This is a genomic window from Streptomyces diastaticus subsp. diastaticus, assembly GCF_011170125.1.
Classification (GTDB): Bacteria; Actinomycetota; Actinomycetes; order Streptomycetales; family Streptomycetaceae; genus Streptomyces; species Streptomyces diastaticus.
This window is the reverse complement of sequence record NZ_BLLN01000003.1, coordinates 543,745-560,650: the sequence shown is the minus strand read 5'-3', so window position 1 is coordinate 560,650 and position 16,906 is coordinate 543,745. Positions and strand designations below refer to the sequence as shown.

16 protein-coding genes are annotated in these 16,906 nt (G+C 74.9%); 5 read left to right on the top strand and 11 right to left on the bottom strand.

All coding sequences use genetic code 11. From position 1 onward, the window contains the following. Window positions 1–170 precede the first annotated feature (170 nt). The 5 genes from Sdia_RS10890 to Sdia_RS10870 all read right to left on the bottom strand — a co-directional run bounded on the left by Sdia_RS10890 (window position 171) and on the right by Sdia_RS10870 (window position 4,393). Window positions 171–1,112, bottom strand: coding sequence for an ROK family glucokinase (locus Sdia_RS10890; protein ID WP_100453050.1), 942 nt, complete (start codon window positions 1,110–1,112; stop codon window positions 171–173). Between the two features lie 79 nt (window positions 1,113–1,191). Beyond that, the gene (locus tag Sdia_RS10885; protein ID WP_189499965.1) at window positions 1,192–1,683 is read right to left on the bottom strand and encodes a DUF5304 domain-containing protein; all 492 of its coding nucleotides are present in this window, start codon (window positions 1,681–1,683) and stop codon (window positions 1,192–1,194) included. Window positions 1,684–1,777: 94 nt separating this feature from the next. Further along, window positions 1,778–2,968 carry an ArsA family ATPase gene (locus Sdia_RS10880; protein WP_100453048.1) on the bottom strand — a complete coding sequence of 397 codons (1,191 nt, stop codon included), beginning with the start codon at window positions 2,966–2,968 and terminating at the stop codon, window positions 1,778–1,780. 60 nt (window positions 2,969–3,028) lie between these two features. After that, window positions 3,029–3,475, bottom strand: a complete 447-nt coding sequence (locus Sdia_RS10875; RefSeq protein WP_100453047.1) for an SRPBCC family protein — start codon at window positions 3,473–3,475, stop codon at window positions 3,029–3,031. A 147-nt stretch (window positions 3,476–3,622) separates the two neighbouring features. Next, window positions 3,623–4,393, bottom strand: coding sequence for a metallophosphoesterase family protein (locus Sdia_RS10870; protein WP_189499964.1), 771 nt, complete (start codon window positions 4,391–4,393; stop codon window positions 3,623–3,625). A 278-nt stretch (window positions 4,394–4,671) separates the two neighbouring features. On the opposite strand from Sdia_RS10870, the gene Sdia_RS10865 reads away from it, so the two are divergent. Then, window positions 4,672–6,468 (top strand): AMP-dependent synthetase/ligase, encoded by a 1,797-nt coding sequence (locus Sdia_RS10865; RefSeq protein WP_100453045.1) that lies wholly within the window; start codon window positions 4,672–4,674, stop codon window positions 6,466–6,468. Window positions 6,469–6,555: 87 nt separating this feature from the next. On the opposite strand, the gene Sdia_RS10860 is transcribed toward Sdia_RS10865, so the two are convergent. Continuing rightward, window positions 6,556–7,698 carry a glycosyltransferase family 4 protein gene (locus Sdia_RS10860; protein ID WP_100453044.1) on the bottom strand — a complete coding sequence of 381 codons (1,143 nt, stop codon included), beginning with the start codon at window positions 7,696–7,698 and terminating at the stop codon, window positions 6,556–6,558. Window positions 7,699–7,833: 135 nt separating this feature from the next. Here Sdia_RS10860 and Sdia_RS10855 point away from each other — a divergent pair, with 135 nt between their 5' ends. Continuing rightward, window positions 7,834–9,129 carry a glycosyltransferase 87 family protein gene (locus Sdia_RS10855; RefSeq protein WP_189499963.1) on the top strand — a complete coding sequence of 432 codons (1,296 nt, stop codon included), beginning with the start codon at window positions 7,834–7,836 and terminating at the stop codon, window positions 9,127–9,129. On the opposite strand, the gene Sdia_RS10850 is transcribed toward Sdia_RS10855, so the two are convergent. The 5 genes from Sdia_RS10850 to Sdia_RS10830 form a co-directional block, all read right to left on the bottom strand. Next, entirely contained in the window at window positions 9,077–10,300 is a 1,224-nt protein-coding gene (locus tag Sdia_RS10850) for a hypothetical protein (protein WP_189499962.1), read from the bottom strand. The two genes, Sdia_RS10855 and Sdia_RS10850, sit on opposite strands and share 53 nt — an antisense overlap. Window positions 10,301–10,337: 37 nt before the next feature. Continuing rightward, window positions 10,338–11,363 (bottom strand): C40 family peptidase, encoded by a 1,026-nt coding sequence (locus Sdia_RS10845; protein ID WP_189499961.1) that lies wholly within the window; start codon window positions 11,361–11,363, stop codon window positions 10,338–10,340. 294 nt (window positions 11,364–11,657) lie between these two features. Next, window positions 11,658–12,686 carry a C40 family peptidase gene (locus Sdia_RS10840; RefSeq protein ID WP_100453040.1) on the bottom strand — a complete coding sequence of 343 codons (1,029 nt, stop codon included), beginning with the start codon at window positions 12,684–12,686 and terminating at the stop codon, window positions 11,658–11,660. 324 nt (window positions 12,687–13,010) lie between these two features. Then, window positions 13,011–14,390, bottom strand: a complete 1,380-nt coding sequence (locus tag Sdia_RS10835; protein ID WP_164380092.1) for an NYN domain-containing protein — start codon at window positions 14,388–14,390, stop codon at window positions 13,011–13,013. A 34-nt stretch (window positions 14,391–14,424) separates the two neighbouring features. Further along, the gene (locus Sdia_RS10830) at window positions 14,425–14,664 is read right to left on the bottom strand and encodes a hypothetical protein (protein ID WP_100453038.1); all 240 of its coding nucleotides are present in this window, start codon (window positions 14,662–14,664) and stop codon (window positions 14,425–14,427) included. Between the two features lie 229 nt (window positions 14,665–14,893). On the opposite strand from Sdia_RS10830, the gene Sdia_RS10825 reads away from it, so the two are divergent. From Sdia_RS10825 to Sdia_RS10815, 3 genes are all read left to right on the top strand, one after another. Then, the gene (locus tag Sdia_RS10825) at window positions 14,894–15,631 is read left to right on the top strand and encodes a rhomboid family intramembrane serine protease (protein WP_100453037.1); all 738 of its coding nucleotides are present in this window, start codon (window positions 14,894–14,896) and stop codon (window positions 15,629–15,631) included. After that, window positions 15,628–15,909, top strand: coding sequence for an Lrp/AsnC family transcriptional regulator (locus Sdia_RS10820; RefSeq protein WP_003947636.1), 282 nt, complete (start codon window positions 15,628–15,630; stop codon window positions 15,907–15,909). The genes Sdia_RS10825 and Sdia_RS10820 overlap by 4 nt, the downstream gene beginning before the upstream one ends. Window positions 15,910–16,481: 572 nt before the next feature. Beyond that, window positions 16,482–16,802: a hypothetical protein gene (locus tag Sdia_RS10815; RefSeq protein ID WP_229830565.1), complete on the top strand. Its 321-nt coding sequence runs from the start codon at window positions 16,482–16,484 to the stop codon at window positions 16,800–16,802. Window positions 16,803–16,906 lie beyond the last annotated feature (104 nt).

The window sequence follows — 16,906 nt, the reverse complement described above, 5'->3', positions numbered from 1 at the left end:
TTAACCACCCTCAGCGCCCCTCACCCGGCAGGACCCGGCCCGGCGGTCACATCGCGGCCGGGCCGAAGGTCACCCGCCGTCCCGGCCGCCCTTCGGCCCGGCCGGCGTCCGAGGCCGAAAAAAGGGGGCCCGGCCCACCGGGCCGGGCCCCGAAGGAGCCGAGCGCCGGCTCAGCCCTGCCGGGCGAGGTCGGCCGCGCCGACCAGCCCCGCCTTACCTCCGAGCTGCGCGGCGAGCACCTGGGCGTGCGGCCGCCAGGCCCCGCCGATCAGCCACCGCCGGAACGACTTGCGGATGGGATCGAGCACCAGGTCCCCCTCGTCGGAGACGCCCCCGCCGACGATGAACGCAGACGGGTCGAAGAGCGAGGCGAGATCGGCCAGCCCGGCCCCGGCCCACCGGGCCAGTTCCCGGAACGAGTCGACGGCGACGGGGTCCCCCTGCCGCGCGGCCTCGCTGACGTGCTTCCCCTCGATCCCCTCGGTGGTCCCGTCGCCGAGCGACAGCAGCAGCACCGCGTTCTCGGGCGTGGCCGCGGCGCGCTGGCGCGCGTACCGGACGAGGGCGCGTCCGGAGGCGTACTGCTCCCAGCAGCCCTGGCTGCCGCAGCCGCAGAGCAGCCCGTCGGGGACGACGCGGATGTGGCCGAACTCGGCGGCGACGCCGAACCGGCCGCGACGGAGCTTGTTGCCGATGATGACGCCGCCGCCGAGACCGGTGCCGAGCGTGATGCAGATGACGTCCTCGTGGCCCTTGCCCGCGCCGAAGCGGTACTCGCCCCAGGCGGCGGCGTTGGCGTCGTTCTCGACGACGACGGGCAGGCCGACGCGCTGCTCGACCTTGTCCTTGAGCGGTTCGTGTCGCCAGTCGATGTTGGGCGCGAAGAGGACGGTGGCGCGCTTGTCGTCGACGTAGCCGGCGGCACCGATGCCGACGGCCTCGATCTCGTGGCCCTCGCGGGCGCCTTCGACCGCGGAGGCGATGGCGTCCACGATGGCCTCGGCGGTGGCAGGTGTCGGCACGGTGAAGATGTTGACGATCGTGCCCTCTTCGTCCACGACTCCGGCCGCGATCTTCGTGCCGCCGATGTCGACGCCGATGGTCAGTCCCATGTGTTCCTCAGTTCAGGTCGAGCCCCGCTGCGGGCCACCGTACCCGAGGGCCGGACGCTGTCCGGGAGTTCGCGCCGGGTCAGTCGAGGTCGATGTGCTCGGCGGGACCCGGGCCCTCGTCGTCGCGGCGCCCGTCGGGGCGGGCGTCCTCGGTGCCGGGCCCGGGCCTGCGCGGCGGCGGGGTGGCGCCGGAACCCGTGCCCTTGGTCCAGCCGCTCTCCTGCTTCTCGACGGCGGAGCGGTAGGCGGCGAGGAGTTCGGAGCCGGCGGCCGCGAGGTGGGTGAAGACCTCCGGGTTGCGTTCGATGACCGGTTCGACGGCCGCGCGGGCCTGCCGTACGGCCTGTTCGACACCGTGGACGGTGGCGCCCAGCAGGTTGCCCTCGGCGAGCTTGCCGGTGACGGCCTCCATCAGCTTGCGCAGTTCCTCGGCGGCCGAGCCGGGCGGGGTCCCGTACCGGGCGCGGCGGCGCTCCTGCTCGGCGGCGAGGTCCTCGGCGCAGGCCCGCCCCCAGGCGTCCTCGTCGGCGCCGGGTCGGTCGGTTCCGGGGCGCTCGGTGGCGTCGCTCATGGGCCAGCTCCTGCGGCGGGTGAAGGGAGGGGTGCTCCCTTCCGACGGTACCGGAACGGCGGGCGGCGGGCGGGGGCCCGCCGGGTGCCGGGGTTCAGCGCTTCTGGGGCCACTGGGCGGGGTCGGGGGTGAAGCGGACGGTGAGCGTCCCGTCGCGCAGGGCCGCCCCGGCGACGGTGCAGCGGCGCAGGGCGCCGGGGAGGGGCAGGATGCGGCGGAAGGCTCCCGCGGTGACGACCAGTTCGTCGGCGCGGCGGACCAGGTCGAGCTGGTCGCGGCTGACTCCGGGCAGCTCCAGGTGCCACAGCAGCACCCCGTCGGCGGCGAGCCGGTCCTCGACGCGCGGTCCGGCGACGGCGGGGGCGGGACCGGGCGCGGGTACACCGAGCGCGTCGAGGTCCTCGGGGCCGCGCGGGTCGTGGCCCAGGTGCGGGACGCGGACGGCGGGACCGCCGGGGTCCTGGTCCCAGAGGTCGAGGATCTTGGCCTGCTGGGCGAGGAGGGGCGCGGCCCAGGCTCCGGCGCCTTCGGCGGGCAGCACCCGGTTGGCGAACACGGGGTCGGCGGGCAGGGCGTGCAGGGCGAGGGCGGTACGCGCCTCGCGGACGGCGTCGGCCCCGGCCGGGCCCGGTTCGGCGACCAGGGTGACGCTGGTGCCGGGCCTGCTCAGCGCGGCCTGCGCGGCGGCCAGCTCGGTGTCCCAGCGGGCGGCGGCCGCGTAGAGGCCCTCGCCGGGCAGCGGGAGCCCGGCGAGGCGGCCGAGGAGGGGGCGCAGGGCGCGGGCGGCCTGGCGTTCGGCGGGCAGCAGCCGGGCGAGGTACCGGCGGAGTTCGCCGGGCAGGGAGAGCAGGGCGAGGGCGCGGGGGGCGGCGGGCAGGTCGACGACGACGAGGCCGGGCCGGGCGGGGTCGCCTTCGGGCAGGGCGGCCAGTTCGCGCAGGGCACGGAGCAGGGCGAGTTCCTCGGCGCCGGGCAGCGGCGTGAGTTCGTCCGCGGCGAGCGGGGTGGCGCCGAGGGCGTCGAGGGCGGTGGCGGCACGGTCCTGGAGGGCGAGGAGATCGGCGCGGAGCCGGTCGGCGGCGTCCAGGCGCAGGGCGTGCAGGCCGGGGGCGGCCTCGACGGGCGCGGGGCCGAGCGGGGCGCCGAGAGCGGTGCCGAGGCGGTCGCCGGGGTCGGCGGTGAGCAGCAGGACGCGGGTGCCGGCGCGGGCGGCGGCCCGGGCGGTCGCGGCGGCGAGGGTGGTGCGGCCCGCGCCGCCGGGTCCGGTGACGAGGACCGTGCGCACGGTCGTCCTCCCTGTTCGGGGGTGGTGCCCTGTCCGGTTGGTGCGAGGTGGCCGGCGGGCTCAGGCGCCCGGCTTGGACTCCACGCGCTTCTTCAGGCCGGCCAGGGCGCGGTCGATGATGACCTTCTCGGCCTTGCGTTTGATCATGCCGAGCATGGGGATCTTGACGTCGACGGTCAGCTGGTAGGTGACCTCGGTGCGCCCCTCGCCGAGGTCGGCGAGGGTGTAGGAGCCGTCCAGTTCGCGGAGCATCTGGGACTTGACCAGGGTCCAGCGGACCTGGTCGGCGCCGTGCCAGGTGTAGGCGAGGGTGTGGTCGTCCTTGATGGCGCCCGCGTCCAGGACGAGGCGGACCTGCTCCGCACGGCCCTGGTCGTCGGTGGCCAGCACGTCGGCCTCCTTCACCTCGCCGGTCCACTCCGGGTAGCGGGCGAAGTCGGCGATGACGGCCATGACCTCGGCCGGGGGCGCGTCGATCGTGATGCTAGAGCTGGTGTGTTCCGCCATCGCCGTGGCTCCTCCATGCTGAACGTGCGGCCGGGGCCCGTCCTCACGGCCTCGGCCGGGTGCTGTCGGGGCGTCCCGCCGCGTGCAGGCTACCGCGCGCCGAGGCGGGTCAGGTCACGTGGCTCCCCCGGCGCCGGGCGGGGTGGGTCACCAGGTGAGGGACCAGGGCCGTCCGGTGCCGGCGAAGTGGCCGACGTTGACGCACTCGGTGGCGCCGATCCGCATACGGCGGGCCAGCGGCTGGTGGACGTGGCCGAAGAGCGCGTACCGGGGGCGGGTGCGGCGGATGACGTCGAGCAGGGCGGAGCTGCCGCGTTCGAAGCGGCGGGCGACGGTGTCGTAACGCAGTTCGGGGACCTGGGGCGGGATGTGGGTGCAGAGCACGTCGACCTCGCCGAGGGCTTCGAGTTTGGCGGCGTACTCCTCCTCCGGGATCTCGTAGGGGGTGCGCATCGGGGAGGGCAGGCCGCCGCCGACGAAGCCGAAGACGCGGCCGCCGATCTCGACGCGGGTGCCGTCGAGGACGGTGGTGCCGGGGCGGGCGAACTCGGGCCACAGGCGGGGCACGTCGACGTTGCCGTAGGTGGCGTAGGTGGGGGTGGGGAAGGCGGCGAAGAGTTCGGCGTACTGGCGGCGGACCGCCTCCTCCAGGGCGCTCTCGCGGTCGATGCCCGCCCACAGGGTGCGCTGATAGGCGCGGGCCTCCTCGAAGCGGCGGGCGGTGCGCAGCGCGACGACGCGGGTGGCGGCCTCGGTGCCGAAGAGGTCGGGGAAGATGCCGCGCGAGTGGTCGGCGTAGTCGAGGAAGAGGATCAGGTCGCCCAGGCAGACCAGGGCGTCGGCGCCGTCGCCGGCCCGGGCGAGGTCCTTCGCGTTGCCGTGCACGTCGCTCACCACATGGATCCGTGTACCCGCCATGTCCGCCACCCTAGGACCACCGGCCCGGGCCGGGTAGACCGGCCGGACCTGCGCTTACTTCACAGTGGCAAAGACCCTGGACTAGGCTGCCAGGAGCAACGCCGCGTCGTGTGATGGATCAGACATCTGTCCGGGACCCCCTATCGGAACCGTCATACCGGTGGGTAACGTCCGGGCAGTCCACTTGTGCTCATCCCACTGAGCACCTGCCCGATCTTGGACCGCACCGTCGCATCGCACAGTGTCGTGGCGCCGGCGCCCTACGAGGAGCAGCAGTCTTGCGCGAGTTCAGCCTTCCGGCCCTGTACGAGGTACCAGCGGACGGAAATCTCACCGACATCGTCCGGCGCAACGCGGAGCGGCACCCGGATGTGGCCGTGATCGCCCGGAAGGTGGACGGTGCGTGGGAGGACCTGACCGCCACGGCCTTCCTCGCCGAGGTCCGCGCAGCCGCCAAGGGCCTGATGGCCTCCGGCGTCCAGCCCGGCGACCGGGTGGGGCTGCTCTCCCGTACGCGGTACGAGTGGACGCTGATGGACTTCGCGATCTGGAGCGCCGGCGCGGTCACCGTACCGGTGTACGAGACGAGTTCGCCGGAGCAGATCGAGTGGATACTCGGCGACTCGGGCGCCGTCGCCTGCGTCGTGGAGACCCCGGGGCACGCCGCCTCGGTGGAGTCGGTGCGCGGCGGGCTGCCGGCGCTGAAGCACGTCTGGCAGCTGGACGCCGGCGGCGTGGCGGAGCTGGAGCGGGCCGGGGCCGGGCTGAGTGACGAGGCGGTCGACGAGCGCAGCGCGCTGGCCGGCGCCGACGACCCGGCGACGATCGTCTACACCTCGGGTACCACGGGCCGTCCCAAGGGCTGCGTGCTGACCCACCGCAGCTTCTTCGCCGAGTGCGGCAACGTGGTGGCGCGGCTCAAACCCCTCTTCCGCACCGGCGAGTGCTCGGTGCTGCTCTTCCTCCCGGTGGCGCACGTCTTCGGCCGGCTGGTGGAGGTCGCCGCGCTGATGGCGCCCATCCGTCTGGGCCTGGTGCCGGACATCAAGCACCTCACCGACGAGCTGGCCTCGTTCCGCCCGACCATGGTCCTGGGCGTCCCGCGCGTCTTCGAGAAGGTTTACAACTCGGCGCGCGCCAAGGCGCAGGCCGACGGCAAGGGCAAGATCTTCGACAAGGCCGCGGAGACCGCGATCGCCTACAGCCGGGCGCTGGACACCCCGCAGGGTCCCTCCCTCGGCCTGAAGCTGAAGCACAAGGTCTTCGCCAAGCTGGTCTACAGCAAGCTCCACACGGTCCTCGGCGGCCGCGGCGAGTACGCGATCTCCGGCGGCGCCCCGCTCGGCGAGCGGCTCGGCCACTTCTACCGCGGCATCGGCTTCACGGTGCTGGAGGGGTACGGCCTGACCGAGTCCTGCGCGGCCACCGCCTTCAACCCGTGGGACCGCCAGAAGATCGGCACGGTCGGTCAGCCGCTGCCCGGTTCGGTGGTCCGCATCGCCGACGACGGCGAGGTCCTGCTCCACGGCGAGCACCTCTTCGACCGGTACTGGAACAACGAGGCGGCGACCCGTGAGGCGCTGGCCGACGGCTGGTTCCACACCGGGGACATCGGCACCCTCGACGAGGACGGCTACCTCGCGATCACCGGCCGCAAGAAGGAGATCATCGTCACCGCGGGCGGCAAGAACGTCGCTCCGGCCGTGATCGAGGACCGCATCCGCGGCCATGCCCTGGTCGCCGAGTGCATGGTGGTCGGCGACGGGCGCCCGTTCGTGGGCGCGCTGGTCACCGTGGACGAGGAGTTCCTGGTGCGCTGGGCGGCCGACCACGGCAAGCCGGCCGGTTCGACGGCGGCCTCGCTGCGGGAGGACCCGGAGCTGCTGGCGGAGATCCAGCGGGCGGTGGACGACGGGAACGCGGCGGTCTCCAAGGCCGAGTCGGTCCGCAAGTTCCGGGTGCTGCCGGCGCAGTTCACCGAGGAGTCGGGCCACATCACGCCCTCGCTGAAGCTGAAGCGCAGCGTGGTGCTGAAGGACTTCGCGGACGAGATCGAGGCGATCTACGCCCGCTGAGCACGGATGACGCCGAAGGGCCCGCTCTCCTCACGACGGAGTGCGGGCCCTTCGCCGTACCCGGGAGCCGGTGGCCGGTGCGGCGGTTCAGAGCAGGGCGCGGAGGCGTTCGGCGAGCAGGTCCCAGCGCCAGGTGGACTCGACCCAGGCACGGCCGCGCTCGCCCATGGCGGTGCGCAGCGCCCGGTCGCCGAGCAGGGTGGTGAGCCGGTCGGCGACGTCCTCGGGGCGCGTGCCGCGCACCACCCAACCGGTCTCGCCGTCGAGGACGGCGTCGGGGGCGCCGCCGGAGTCCCCGGCGACGACGGGCAGCCCGGTGGCGGAGGCCTCCAGGTAGACGATGCCGAGCCCCTCGACGTCCAGGCCGCCGCGCCGGGTGCGGCAGGGCATGGCGAAGACGTCGCCCGCGCCGTAGTGGGCGGGCAGCTCGGACCAGGGCACCGCGCCGGTGAAGTGGACGGAGCGGGCCACGCCGGTCGCCTCGGCGAGGGCGCGCAGCTCCTTCTCGTACGGGCCGCCGCCGACGATCAGCAGTACCGCGTCGGGCTCGGCGGCGAGCACCCGCGGCATCGCCTTGATCAGGGTGTCCTGGCCCTTGCGGGGCACCAGCCGGGAGACGCAGACGACGACGGGCCGGTCGGTGAGGCCGAGCCGGGCCCGGACCGCGTCGCCGCCGCTGTCCGGGTGGAAGGTCTTCTCGTCGACGCCCGGCGGCAGGTGCGCCATGCGGGCGGCGGCCTCGGGGCCGAGCGCGCCGGCGATCCGCGAGCGGGTGTACTCGCCGAGGTAGGTGATCGTGTCCGTCGCGTCCCCGATACGCCTCAGCAGGCTGCGGGCGCCCGGCAGTTGGGCCCAGCCCGCCTCGTGGCCGTGAGTGGTCGCGACCAGCCGTTCGGCCCCCGCCCGGCGCAGCGCGGGCGCCATCAGACCGAGGGGTGCGGCGGCGCCGAACCACACGGAGGTGCAGCCGTGTTCGCGCAGCAGCCCGGTGGCGCGACGGGTGGCGGCCGGGGTGGGCAGCAGCATCGTGGTGCGGGCGCGGACGACGGGGAAGGGCTGTTCGGCGTCGAAGGCGGCGGTGGCCTCGGCGCCCTCGCGCCCGCGCTTCCAGGTGGAGGCGTGGACGACGATCCGCTCCGGGTCCAGGCGCAGCGCCATGTTGTGCAGGAACGCCTGGATGCCGCCGGGGCGCGGCGGGAAGTCGTTGGTCACGATCAGGGTCTTGTGCATCGGGCCCGACAGTACCGAACGGCTCCGGGCGCGGTGCCACGGCCACGTCCGATGGTGGCCGGACGGGCCCGGCGGGCATCATGGCGGGTCCCGGCGCGGCGCGGGCCGGGTGGACGACGAGGGGAACGAGAGGGCATGACGGCCACGACGACGGACGCCACCGCGACCGGGGGCACCGCTCCCGCCGGGCGGCCCCCGGGCGCGGCGCGCACCTGCGCGCCGGTGGCGGCCTGGGTGGTGACCAGGGCGGTGCTCCTGCTCTGCGTCCTCCAGGTCTGGGTGGTGCCCGGCCCCGACGTGACGGTCGACGTGTCGGTCATCTACCGCGACTGGTACGGCGTCCTGTCCACCGGCGCCTTTCCCGCCGACGACGTCACCTGGCAGTACCCGCCGGCGGCGGCACTGGCGGTCCTCTCCCCCACCCTGCTGCCGTTCCTCCCGTACGCGCACGCCTTCTTCGTCCTGGTGCTGCTGACCGACGCGGTGGTCCTGGCCCTGCTGCTGCGCGCCGGGAGCGGACCGGGCCGCTCCCGGCGCGGGGTGTGGGTCTGGGTGGCCGGGGTGGCGCTGCTCGGCCCGACGGCGTACGCGCGGTACGACCTGATGGTGGCGGCGGTGGCGGTGGCGGCCCTGCTGGCCGGAATGGGCCGGCCCCGTCTGACGGGTGCGCTGGTGGCCTTCGGCGCGCTGTTGAAGGTGTGGCCGGCGCTGCTGCTGCTCGGGGTGGCGCGGGGCGCGGTGCGGCGGGTCTGGGGGGCGGCGGCGGTCACCGGCGCGGTGGTGCTGGGGGCGTTCGCGGTCGCGATGCCGAACGCGCTGGCGTTCCTGACGGCACAGCGCGACCGGGGCACCGAGGTGGAGTCGCTGGGGGCGCTGGTCTTCCACGTGGCGCGGTACTTCGGCTGGCAGGGCGAGGTGCGGCTGCACTACGGCTCACTGGAGTTCCTGGGGCCCGGGGTGGCCGGGGTGAGCCTGGCGGCGCAGTTGCTGTCGGTGCTGGCGCTGGGGTGGCTGGTGTACTGGCGGCTGCGGGCGCGGGTGTTCACGCCGGGGACCCCGGCGGACGCGGCCTTCGCGGCGGTGCTGCTGTTCACCACGACGAGCCGGGTGATCAGTCCGCAGTACCTGCTGTGGCTGGTGGCGCTGGCGGCGGTCTGCCTGCTCTTCACCGGCACCTGGATGGCGCGGCCCGCCGTCCTGGTGCTGGCCGCCTCGGCGGTGACGGTACTGGAGTTCCCCGTCTTCTTCGGCGACGTGGTGACGAGTACGCCGCTGGGGGTGGGTCTGATGCTGCTCCGCAACGGCCTGCTGGTGGCGGCCTCCCTCATGGCCTGCCGGGCCCTGTGGCGCCGGACGGTGCCCGGCCCGGCCGACGAGGCTACGCCGCCGGGCCCAGCCGCTGCCGCAGGTACGCCCGCCACGCCGCGGTGAACTCGGCCAGGCCGATGCCCAGCACCTCCCGGAACGCGGCCTCCTCGGCGCCGTGCCGCTCCTGGCGGGCCCCGGCGGCCCGGTAGACGGCACGCAGCCGCCCGGGCCCCCAGAGGTCGGCGAGCAGCCGGCAGGCGAGCCAGCCGCCCTCGTAGGCCCGGTCCAGGTCGTCGGCGTCCCCGCCGAAGGCGAACGCGGCGTCGTCCGGGAGGGCGGGCGGCACCTCCTCGCGGGCCACCGCGGCGGTCAGGGCGGGCGCCGCGGCGGCCAGGGGGCGCGGTGCGGCGCGGTGCGCGGCCCAGTCGGCGAAGCCCTCGGAGAGCCAGAGCGGGGTGGCGGGGCCGGTCGCGGTACGGGTGGCCACGTGGACCGTCTCGTGGGTCAGGACGAACTGTTCGCCGCGCGCGTCCAGTCCGGCGTACGCCTCGGGATTGACGATGATCCGGTCGGCGGGGGTGCCGGGGGCGGGCGAGCCGGTGGTGACGGCGGCGACGCCCCGGTAGGTGCCGGGCCGGGCGCCGAGGAGCGCGGCCGTCCCGGCGAGCGAGCCGGGGACGAGGACGACGATCCGTCGGGGCCAGTCGCCACCCCAGGCGGCGTCGGCGGCGGGGACGGCCCGTTCGGCGAGGCGGGCGAAGTGGTCGAGTTCCGCCGCGCTCCCGGTGCCGAGGCCCAGTCCCCAGGTTCCCCGCCGGGCGCGGACCGTGCCCTGGTCCCACAGGAGGGCGGCGGCGCCGGGTGCGGCCCGCTCGGCGCGGACCCGCCAGCGGTCCTCGTGGCGGACGAGGTCGAGCAGGCGGCGGGCGGTCGCGGGCGCCGGGTCCTCGGCGCGCAGCCGGTACCGCAGGGTGGCCTCGACGGTGGCGGTGGCCGAGCCTGCCTGGACACCGGTGACCTGATAGGCCCAGCCACCGAGCGGAACGGCGGCGAGCCGGGCCCAGAGGGTGTCCGCGCCGGTGCCGGAGCCGGTGGCCCGCCAGGCGGCGGCGTCCCGCTCCAGCAGGGCGGTGGCGCGCCGGCCGAGCAGGGCGGTGACCCGCCTCCCGTCGAGCGGCGCCGGCCCGGCCGGCGGGGCGCAGCCGCTCGCCGCCAGCACCGCGGCGAGCCCGAGCCGGGCGGCCCGCCGCCGCCCGGGGCCGCGCGAGTCCGGCCCGCCGTCAGCTTCCGTCACGGTCGCCGATCGTACGGGCCCGGCGTCCGGGCCGGTCTCAGACCCGGGTGACGGAGGAGACCGGCATCATGCCGACCGGGTCGTAGCGGACCGCGGCGCCCGGGTAAGGGGCGTGGATGACCTGGCCGTTGCCGACGTACATGCCGATGTGGCTCGCGTCGGCGCGGTAGGCGACGAGGTCGCCGGGGCGGGCCTGCGAGAGCGGTACCCGCTGCCCGGCGTACCGCTGGGCCTGCGAGGTGCGCGGCAGTCCGACGCCCGCCTGGGCGTACGCCCACTGCATCAGGCCCGAACAGTCGAATCCGGTGGGGCCGTTGGCGCCCCAGACGTACGGCTTGCCGAGGGCCCGTTGGGCGGCGGCCACGGCGGTGGCGGCGCGCCCGGAGACGGCGACGACGCCGGTGAGGTCGGGCCGCTGCGAGCGGGAGGAGCGCCGGTCGTGGGCGGCGCGTTCGGAGGGCGGCAGGGCGTCGAGCAGGGCGCGGGCCCGGGCCAGCTTGGCCTCGACGGCGCGTTTGTGGCGGGCGGTGGCGGCGCGGCTGCGGGCGAGTTCGGCGAGGGTGGCGGCGGCCTCGGCGCGCTCCTGGGTGAGCAGGCGCTGCGCCCGGGTGAGACGGGTGAGTTCCCCGGCCCGGCGCAGGCTGATCCGGTCCAGTGTGGCGGCCTTCTCCAGGTACTGCTCCGGGTCGGCGGAGAAGAGCAGCTCCAGCGCCGGGTCGACGCCGCCGCTGCGGTACTGGGCTCCGGCGAGCGCGCCGAGGGCGCCCCGCAGGGTGTTGACCCGCTCCTGGCCGCGCGCCACCCGGTCCTGGGTGCGGCGCAGTTCGGCCCGCAGGGTGCCGGTTCTTTCGTCCGCCTCGTTGTACGCCTCGGTGGCCCGTTCGGCCTCGGTGAGCAGCCGGTCCACGGAGGCGCGGGTGGGGGGCGGCCCGGGCTGCGCCTGCGCCGGGGCGGCGCCGAGCGTCGCGGCCGCGGTGGCCGCCGCCGCGGACAGCGCGGTGGCGGTGACGCCTCGGGCGTGGCGTGCGGCTGTCGACCTGCCGGTGTGTCGGTGGGACCCCACTGGAAGCCGTTCTCCCCTCCGCTGAAGTCTTCCCCGGCCTTGGCGGGGAAGTGCGCGGCAGACAGTAGCGGGGCGATCACCCGGGCTCCAACGACCCCGGGCGGGGCGGAACGGGGTGTTGTGGGACATCCGCAGGTCACCGGCGGATGGCGGGGCGACACGAGCCGCGGGGATTCCCTCGTTCGGGCGGTGTCGGCCGGGGACGGCGCGGGGAGGGCGGCGCGGGCCCGAACGGCCGCGAGCCGGAGGGGCGGTGGCCCCTCCGGCTCGTGCGGTGTCCGTGGCGGTCGTGCGTCAGATGCGCACGCCGAACATGTACGGCATGTTGTTGATCGACTCGTAGCGCACGTTGGCGCCGGGCTTCGGGGCGTGCAGCACCTGGCCGTTGCCCGCGTAGAAGCCGACGTGGTGCAGGTCGCCGTAGAAGATGACCAGGTCGCCGGGCTTGAGGGCGCTCTGCGAGGCGATCCGCGTACCGGCGTTGGCCTGGTCCTGCGACATGCGCGGGATGGTGTAGCCGGCCTGCGCGAAGGCCCAGGAGGTGAGGCCGGAGCAGTCGAAGGAGTTGGGGCCGGTGGCGCCCCACACGTACGGCGTGCCGACCTTGGACTTGGCGGCGGCGAGCGCGGCGGCGCCGCGGTTCGAGGCGGGGACGGCGTCCCCGAGCTCCACGCGGTCCCCGGCGGAGCGGCTGGCGCGCTCCTCCTCCTTCTGGAGCTCGGCGCGCTCGGCGGCGGTGAGGCTGTTGAGGAGCCGCTGCGCCTCCGCGAGCTTGCCCTGGACCTTCTTCTTCTTGTCGCCGAGTTCCTTGCGGGTGTCGCTGAGGTCCTTGAGCTTGGCCTGCGCCTCCTGGCGCTGCTGCGCGAGGTCGCGCTGCTTGGCCTGGATCTTCTTGACGCCCTCGGCCTGCTTGGTGCTGAGCTGGTCGAGCGCCGAGGCCTTGTCGAGGTAGTCGTCCGGGTCGGCGGAGAGGAAGAGCTGGAGCGAGGGGTCGATGCCGCCGGAGCGGTACTGGGCGCTGGCGGCCGAACCGAGCGCCTGGCGCAGCTCGTTCAGCTCCTCCTGGCCGCGGGCGACCTTGTCCTGGAGGTTGCCTATCTGGCCCTCCAGCTTGTCCTGCTTCTCCTTGGCCCCGTTGTACTTCTCGGAGGCCCCCTCGGCCTCCTCGTACAACTTGTCGACCTTCGCCTTGACCTCGGCCTTGGAGGGCTTGGGGTCGGCGTGTGCGGTCTGGGAGGTGAGTGCCACGGCAGCGGCGGCGGTCGCGGTGAGCACGGTCACGCGGGTGCGGCTCGGCTGCTTGGGTCGACGGTGGGACGCCACGAAGGCGATCTCCTTCTTCCTTCAGCCGCCTACCGACGAACCCGGTGGGCGGGTACCTCCGCTGTCACCCCGGGTGGGTGATCAACCGATCGGAGGTTCGGGCCGACCTTAGTGACCTCCTTGTGATCAGTTCAAATCCTGTGAGGAAAAATCTCGGCCACATCATGGCTTCCTTGCGAAGAATCGACGGTCAGTCATGGGAGATTGACAGGCCGTCGCGTGAAGAACCCGTCAAACTCGGTCATCTGTCGCTGTTCGCCACGTGCCCGACATGCGGGGTACAGGCGGAAGTCCTCCCGCACGGCGGCCGGTCGGCACCGTCGCTCAGCCCCGCGAGAGCCGCTTGAGGAGGACGACCGAGGCGACCGGGCGGGCCCCCGCCGCGGCGATCCCGTCGGCCACCTCGCGGTCGGTGGAGACCACGGTCACCGGGCGGCCCTCCGGCTCGGCGCGCACCAGTTGGCGGATCAGCTCGTCGGCGGTCACGCCCGGCTTGCTGAAGAGGACCCGCACCCCGCGCGGCGGCGCCAGCAGTACCGGCGCGGCCAGTTCGGCGCCGTCGAAGACGCAGGTGACCTCGGCGCCGGTCTGCGCGGCGAGCGCCGAGAGACCGCCGAGCAGCCGCAGCCGCTGCTTCTCCAGCGGCATCGTGGGATAGCCGGTCTTGGTGACGTTGTACCCGTCGACCACCAGATGGGCCTGGGGCAGCGCCAGCAACTGGTCGAGGACGGCCGGGTCGTGCTCGGACAGGGCGCGGGCCGCGATGTCCTTCGGAGTCATCCGGCCCGGCTCCACCGCGTCCACGGTGTCGGCGGGGTGGAGTCCGGCGGGCGGCAGCGCCAGCTCCCGGCGCAGCCCCTGCGAGGCCTCCAGCACGGTGTCCAGCAGCAGCCGGACCCGCATGTCCTCCATGCTGCGCCCCTCGCGGGCCGCTTTGCGGCCGGCCTCCAGGGCGGACTCGGACTCGGCCAGCCGGGCCTTGAGCCGACGGTTCTCGCTGTCGGCGGCGGAGAGCTGGGCCGCGGTCTCCGCCCGCATCTCCTCGGTGCGGGCCTCCGCTTTGCGGACAGCCGCCTCGCCGCGCTTGATGTCGCTCTGGGCGCTGCGCAGCTTGCGGTGGAGCGCGTCGGCCTGCTTGCGCAGGGCGTCGAGTTCGGTGCGCAGCCGCTCGGTCTCGGTGCGGATCTGGGCGCGGGCCGCGTCGCGCTCCCGGCGGAGCCGGGCCACCTCGGCGCGGGCCCGCTCGCCGCCGCGCTCGGCGTCGGCGCGCTGGGCCTCCTCACCGCCGGCGGTGACCAGCTTGACCCAGCCGGGCGGGCGCAGGACGTAGGCGGCGGCCGCCACGTCGAGCGGGTCGGCGGCGGGCGGCGGGGTGCCGGCGTCGAGGGCGGCCGCCAGTTCGGCCTGGTTCTCCCGCAGCCGCTCGCCGACGCGCTGGCGGAAGAGCGGCTCGTGCTCCAGGGCGGCGGCCAGCGCGTTCCCGGCGAACTTGATGCGGCGGCTGGGGGTGAAGCGGGCGTACTGCCGCAGGGGTGCGGGGAGTTCGCTCGGGGTGAGGGAGCCGAACCCCTCGGAGGCGAGGGCGACGACCCGGTGGCGCACGGGCTCCGGCAGGGGGCGGTCGAGGCTCTCCTCGTCCGCCGCCTCGCCGCCGCCGGGGCCCTCCGCTCCGGTGGAACCGGCGGGCCGCGCACCGTCCGTCATCGAGTCACCCCATCACCGTGCGGGTGCCGCTCCCTCAGGAGCCGGCGCCCGGCCTGTCCACCAGTTCGATCTGGTCCACCGCGTTGCACCAGCGGCAGCGGACCGAGTCGATGGTCTCACTGACGACCTCGGTCTCCTCGACGTTCGGCGCTCCGGCCAGGTCGAGGTGGACGTACTCGACCACCTTGGAGGAGCGGGTGACGTCGAAGCGGGTGAGGTTGCCGCAGAGCGTGCAGCGCCAGCGGGTCTCGGTGGTGGGCTGGGGAACCGTCATCGTGGCTGTCCTCTTGGTGTCACTCGGTGTCGCTACTGCTGTGCCGCGACCACGCTGTCGCCTGCGCTGGTGTCGTCGCCACCACGTGGCGCCACCGCGACCGGGTCGCGGTACACGTCCGTGCCGCCTGACGGCGCAACCCTACGGCCTGCCGGGCGGCCCCGTGGGCCGCCGACGGCCCCGGCGAGGCGATATACGCGGTTTGCGGCGGTTACGCCATGATCTGATCATGATCGTGCCACGGTTCAGCCCCCTGCGGACGGCGGCCCTGCGGCTGGCGGGGCGCGGCGCACCCGTCACGTACGGCCTGATCGCCCTCTGCGCGGTGGTCTTCCTGCTCGGGCCGGTCTCCGGTCTCGTTCCCGCGTACGGCACGGGCGAGCAGGTGCTCGCCGCGCAGTACGCCTACTACGACCGGTGGGGGGTGATCCCCGCCGAACTGTTCCGGGGGCGGGCGAAGGAGGCGCTGACCCCGCTCACCGCGCTCTTCGTGCACGGCGGCTGGCTGCACCTGCTCGGCAACCTCCTCTTCCTGCACGTCTTCGGCACCATGCTGGAGCAGCGCATGGGCCCGGTGCGCTACCTGCTCTTCTACCTGGGCTGCGGCTACCTGGCCCTGCTCGGCTACGCTGCGGCCTTCGCCGGCTCGGCCCAGCCGCTGGTCGGGGCGTCCGGGGCGATCTCGGCGGTGCTCGGCGCCTTCCTCCACCTCTTCCCCGGCGCACGGGTCACCACGGTGCTGCCCTTCCTCCTCTTCCTTCCGGTCCGGCTCCCGGCCTGGGTGGTGCTGCCGTTCTGGGCCGCGCTCCAGTGGGCCGCGGCCCGAGGGGGCGGCGAGGGACCGGGCGTCGCCTACCTGGCCCACCTCATCGGATTCGCGCTGGGGTTCCTCTATGCGTGGTCCCGTTCGGGGTCGCTTAGAGTGAGGACTCCAGCGACGGCCACCGAGGGAGACAGCCAACCGTGATCACCGCGATCGTGCTCATCAAGACCAGCGTGGACCGCATCCCCGAGATCGCCGAGGCGATCGCCGCGCTGGACAACGTCAGCGAGGTGTTCTCCGTGACGGGCACCTACGACCTGATCGCCATGGTCCGCGTGCCGCGCCACGACGATCTGGCCGACGTGATCCCCGGGCGGATCAGCAAGATCGAGGGGGTCGAGGGCACCGACACGCACGTGGCCTTCCGCACGTACTCCCAGCACGACCTCGAAGCCGCCTTCGCCATCGGCCTCGACAGCTGACCCGCGGCGTGCCGGCCGGCGTCCGGCCGGCCGCCGGCAACCGGGTGGCCGCCAGGATGCAGAAGCCCTCATCCGGCCCTCGTCCCCGCCACCGGGTCGTCCCGGCAGGCTGCGGACATGGCTGTCTCCCACCGGGTGGCGCCCCTCTCCGCCGCCGTCGCGCTACCGCTGGGCCATCGCGGCGGCCAGCTTCGCGCTCGCCGACGGCCCCGACCCGCGCGAGGCGCCTCGCGCGAGCCCGCGCGCAGCTCGCCGAGCACGCACTCGGGGCCTGCGCTGGAGAACGAGGACGGACAGCGCGGCGAGACCCCTCCCGGTAGGCGGTGACGAGGTCGGCCGCCTGGTGCGCGCGACGCCGCCGGACGCTTCGAGTTCGAGCCCCGGTGAAGATGGGGAGCGGCTTCCCCTCGACCGGCCCCGCGGACCCGCCGCAGCAGAGCCGTCCGCTCCCCTCCGCCGCCGAGGACCGCGGCGATGACGGCCGCGCCCCCTCCCCCGGCCCTCCGTCTCCCTCTCCCCGAGCGGCCCGGACCACGGCGACGGGGACGACGGCTGCCTCCGTCCCGCACCGGATGTCCGCCCGGGTCCGTATCCCGCTCTTGCTGCTGGTCGCCCTGGCGGCGGTGGCCGCGACGACCCGGTCCGTCCTGCTGCGGGACGTCGACCACCGGGTGGAGCGCCTCCTCTCCCGGCGGACGGGTGGGCTCACCGCCGCCTGCGGACGCGGCGCCGCCCCTTCCACCGGCGCCCGCTTCCACGACGCGAGACGTCTGCTGCGGGTCTTCCTGGAGCGCCAGTACGCCGGCCCGGGCGAGGAGTCGACCGGCCTGGTCGGCCGCGCCGGCGGCCGGGCGCCCGGCAACGCGGGAAGCGGGGCGGCGGTTCGGCCTTGAGGGCGGTGAGCCCCGCCCCGGACGGGCGGACGCCGCGCGGCGGGGTGCCCGCCGGGGTGGCGCGCCGCGCCACGCTCTCCGGCCGGCACCGGCACCGGCCGGCA